The organism is Noviherbaspirillum sp., from assembly GCF_036846085.1.
Classification (GTDB): domain Bacteria; phylum Pseudomonadota; class Gammaproteobacteria; order Burkholderiales; family Burkholderiaceae_D; genus Noviherbaspirillum.
The window spans coordinates 1-3,927 of the sequence record NZ_DAIUCO010000362.1 but is presented as its reverse complement, the minus strand read 5'-3'; the positions used below and the strand labels follow the sequence as shown (position 1 = coordinate 3,927).

3 pseudogenes are annotated in these 3,927 nt (G+C 53.1%); 1 reads left to right on the top strand and 2 read right to left on the bottom strand.

Annotated elements, in window-relative coordinates:
- Nucleotides 1–434, top strand: a pseudogene (locus V7080_RS24625) (hypothetical protein); the annotation flags it as partial.
- Here V7080_RS24625 and V7080_RS24620 read toward each other — a convergent pair.
- Nucleotides 431–3,424, bottom strand: a pseudogene (locus V7080_RS24620) (Tn3 family transposase). The pseudogenes V7080_RS24625 and V7080_RS24620 overlap by 4 nt on opposite strands.
- A gap of 89 nt (nt 3,425–3,513) precedes the next feature.
- Nucleotides 3,514–3,927 (bottom strand): annotated as a pseudogene (locus tag V7080_RS24615) (Tn3 family resolvase); the annotation flags it as partial.

Sequence of the window (3,927 nt, the reverse complement as noted above, 5' to 3'; positions counted from 1 at the left end):
TTAGATCACTCGCGAAATATGGTGACAAGGAGGCCAAGCTGAAGGTCGGCGAAGCCTACTTGGCTGGAACGGGCGGCTTCGCCAAAGACATAGCGGTAGGCCTTGAATATCTTCATAGCTTGATGCCGCAAGAAAAAAAGCGTGTTTCTGAAATAATCGCTAAATCTCTTTCTTTAGAAGAAATACTAGAGTTTCAGCAAATTAATTTGGTGGGATCGGCAGCAACGTTCGATGAAGATGCCCGGCTCAAATTCGTTGCTTGGCTTCTTGTGAGGGGTGAGTTAGAGCAAGCCTTCAGTTGGCTCGAACGAGATGACGAGGCGACTGGTGACCGAATGAAGTCGTGCTTGGATAAAGTTAGCTCGCGCAATCCTCTTGAAGCCTTGAAGAGGGTTGGCCGGGATTCATGTAAATCCGGGCAAAAAATGACTTAAGCTGTTGATTTGCCAGTAGAAATTGACATCGCGAAGTCCATTGGCGCTACCTTTCGACGCGGATCAAGCGTGTAGTCGCCGAACCGGTTGATATGGCGCGGCCTTAGCGGTGCAATGCCGCCAAGCATCTCTGCGGTCAACTCGGTCCCCTCGTCTTTCATGTCCTTCAGAATTCGCGTCATGCCTTGGACGTTGTGAAGGATCACCATGTTTGCCACGAGATGGTTGTACTTGATGATCTTGCGCTGCTCGTGTCGCAGGTTCTCGGCGATGATTCCATCGCCACCAAAAAAAGACCATTTGGCAAACGCATTGAACTGCTCGCTCTTATTTGTCTCTGCGTGAATGACTCGTCGCAGATCGACATCGCCGATGTATTCCAACAGAAACAAGGTACGCACCACCCTGCCGAGCTCTTGAAATGCGGTGTAGACCTTGTTGCGCCGGCTTTGAGAGCCTAGCCGCCGAAGAATCGCCGACGGTGCAATCTTTCCTACTTTGATCGACACCGCGACCCGTAGCATCGAAGGCAAGTGGGTCTCGATCAAATTCCAGTTGATTGAGTCTGACAGCAGCGGCTCAATATTGCTGTACTTTTCCTTCGGACCGGCACGATAGAGGTTAAGGTCTTTAATCCCACGAATCCGTGGCATGAGCTTGATACCCAGCAGATAGGACAAGGCGAAAACCGCATAATTCTGTGCTTGTATGTCACCATGAATGGTATCGGGACGGATATCAGACATATTGCCCATCAGGCCATCGAGAATGTAGATACCCTCGTAGGTTCCGCACGATATGAAATGGCTGAAGAGTGCGATGTATTTGTCCGATACGTGGTAGTAGCCAATGCCCCCATAGCCGCCGTAGCGGATATGGTATTCGGACAACATGTTCTGCTCGTAGAGATTCCACTTTGTTCCATCTGCAGACGCGTGTTTTCCGGTACCCCAATATGCGGGAAGTTCAAACTTATCGTAGGCATTGACGACGGAGGTGATCGCCTTATCCAAGGTGTCTTCCGTCACGTATTTCAGGTTGAGCCATGCAATTTGCTTGCGACTCATGCCTTTGATGGAGCGCGCGGTTTGCTCGGGACCCAGGTTGCAGCCATAACAAAAGAGAGTGGTCAGCAGGCGCATCCGAATCTCTTCCAGACGGCTATCGGCGCCAGAGACGTGCCTGAAATGTTTGTGTAAGTCCAACCATCACTCGACGTCGGTCAGGACATCGACGATGCCGGTGGACACCATTCTTTGCGTTAGTTCCTGTTCCAGCTCGACGGTGGCGGCAGACAGCTCGGATCTGGCTGGTTTTTTCAGAATGAGGCGCCCGTCGATGATTTCTGCGTGCGCATTCTTAGGAAAGGCGTCGTCGATTTGCTGCGTTTTCGCGAGTAACTGCTGCCGCAGAATATCCACGAGTGCTGACGGCGTAGTTTCGATCCCCGTCACCCGACCATAGTCTTCAAGTTCTGCAGCCAGAGTATTGTCATCGACCAGCTGCTCTCGATAATCATCGTAGCGTTCGCCGTGCTTAATGTAAAGATCCCCTGATTTTAAATCTTCCTTGATCTGCTGGAAAACGGCGAGCTCGAAATAACGTCGATCGATGATGGCGTCATGGGCATTTTCCAAGTCGACGAAAACGAGTTTTCGCCACTGGGCCGGCATCCATTTCAACGATCCCACATCCAGGTTCAGTTCACTGAGTGTCGCCGTCTGGCTTCTGGAAGTTCGCAGCCTATGCAATGCATCGATCATCGATTCCATGGTCGTGTCGTCAGAGCTGCATTTTGGCGCCGTGATCTCCACGCAGTTCAACAACTGGGCGCGCACTGCCTTGTATGGTTGAAGAAGGAACGGAAGGTAATTGCGGCCTGCGTAAGCCAGGAGTTCGTCGCAGTCCAAAACCAGCGCTTCGACATCGGCCTTTAGCGTGGACCCGATCGCTTGGACTCTCTGGGTATCTGTTCCGTTGATTTGGTAGGCATCCAGAATATCGCGCAACTGACCAATCAGCATATCCGTCTTCTGAAGTCTGTCTTGCTGGAACTCCAGAAGCTTCTGCCGAGCCGAATTTTCCAAATTCTGCATCATGCGGATGAGCATTTCCGCAGCGTCGTCGAGCGCCTGTGCATGTCGCGTGCGAATCAAGATTACGGCCAATGCGTAGCGCTTGAGCGGTTTTAGCTCGGTCATTTCTGCCGCGTCCATCGCGCGTGCAAGATGGCGGAACTGCCTCAGTTTGGGCACCGGGATCTCAGGCCGTGGCAGCAATTCGACCAGGTGCTGAAGACGTTTTACATGCTGCAGGTAGCTGCGAGTTTCCTTATTGGTGGGCCGTTTGGGCTCTCGTTTGAGCATCTGCCAGCCGGAGACCGATTCACCCGGCTCGACCTTGAGCAGCGAGTCGATCAAATCCTTGGTCTTTTCGTCCAGCTGATTGGTGATGCTTGCAAAATGTTTGCTGTTGCTGGCCTCCCTGGCGCCAAACGCCATGCGGTCCAACGTGGAAAACGCCGGGAGCTCGTAGCGATGATGCGCGAGCTCCTCCAGCATCACGTTCAGAATATCCACGACTGAATGCTTGGTATCAGCCGCTTCTGTCGCCCGTTGTTTGAGCCACTCCCAGCCGTCTGCGTCGAGCTTTCGCACGTTCATGAACTCGCGCACCGCATTGAGAGTTTTCGTCTGCCCGCCAGACGTCTCGAAGCGTTTGAGATCTTTTTGCTGCGGGGCAATGGAGAGTCCAATTTGCTCTGCAATGTGCTCGCAGATGACAGAGGGCACCGCATTTAGCTGCGGGAAAAAGCCCAGGCGCTGGAATAGTTTCAAGTACATCAGCGTTGCCACGCGCTGCAGACTTCGCCCACGCAGGCTTTCTACAAAGGCGACCTCATCCTTGGTGGGTGTAAACGCGGTGTTCAGTTCATGTGGGGAAATCTCGGGCTTGAGGTACGGATAGGCGGTCTCGGTTAGCGTTGTCATTTTGGTTTCAATGCGAGGCCATAGATGCGCAGAGTCCCTGTCAATAGCTACAGGCCGCTTTGGTCTTCAGCGTCCCCCCAGGCCGGAAACTATTCCCAGCGCTCTCCCGTTGCAATGTCCTGAACCGTTGCTTCGAGGGTACATTCGCTGTCTCCGGCAACCCGGTACATGTCGTCCAACAAGGTATAGATGGCCTCTGAAAGCTCCTCGCGCGACGGCGACGGGACCGCGATCGTGTAGAGGGTGCCATCCTTGTTCAAGCGCTGCATCGCATAGCGTTCCAGGCAGGTTTTTTCGATCAAGCGGTGCGCCCGCGTCAGCCCTCGAGACATTTTGCTGAAACGGCTGAGGGACAACTTGACGCGCAGCGCTATTAGCGGGACGGTTGGTGCCGAGAAAGCCTTTTGCTGGAGCTCATCCGCTGAAATTTGTGTGCCGGACTGTGGAGGTGTCAGCGGCGTGGGAAGGTTTTGTTCAAACCTTGTCTGCAGTTTCTGTGTTGA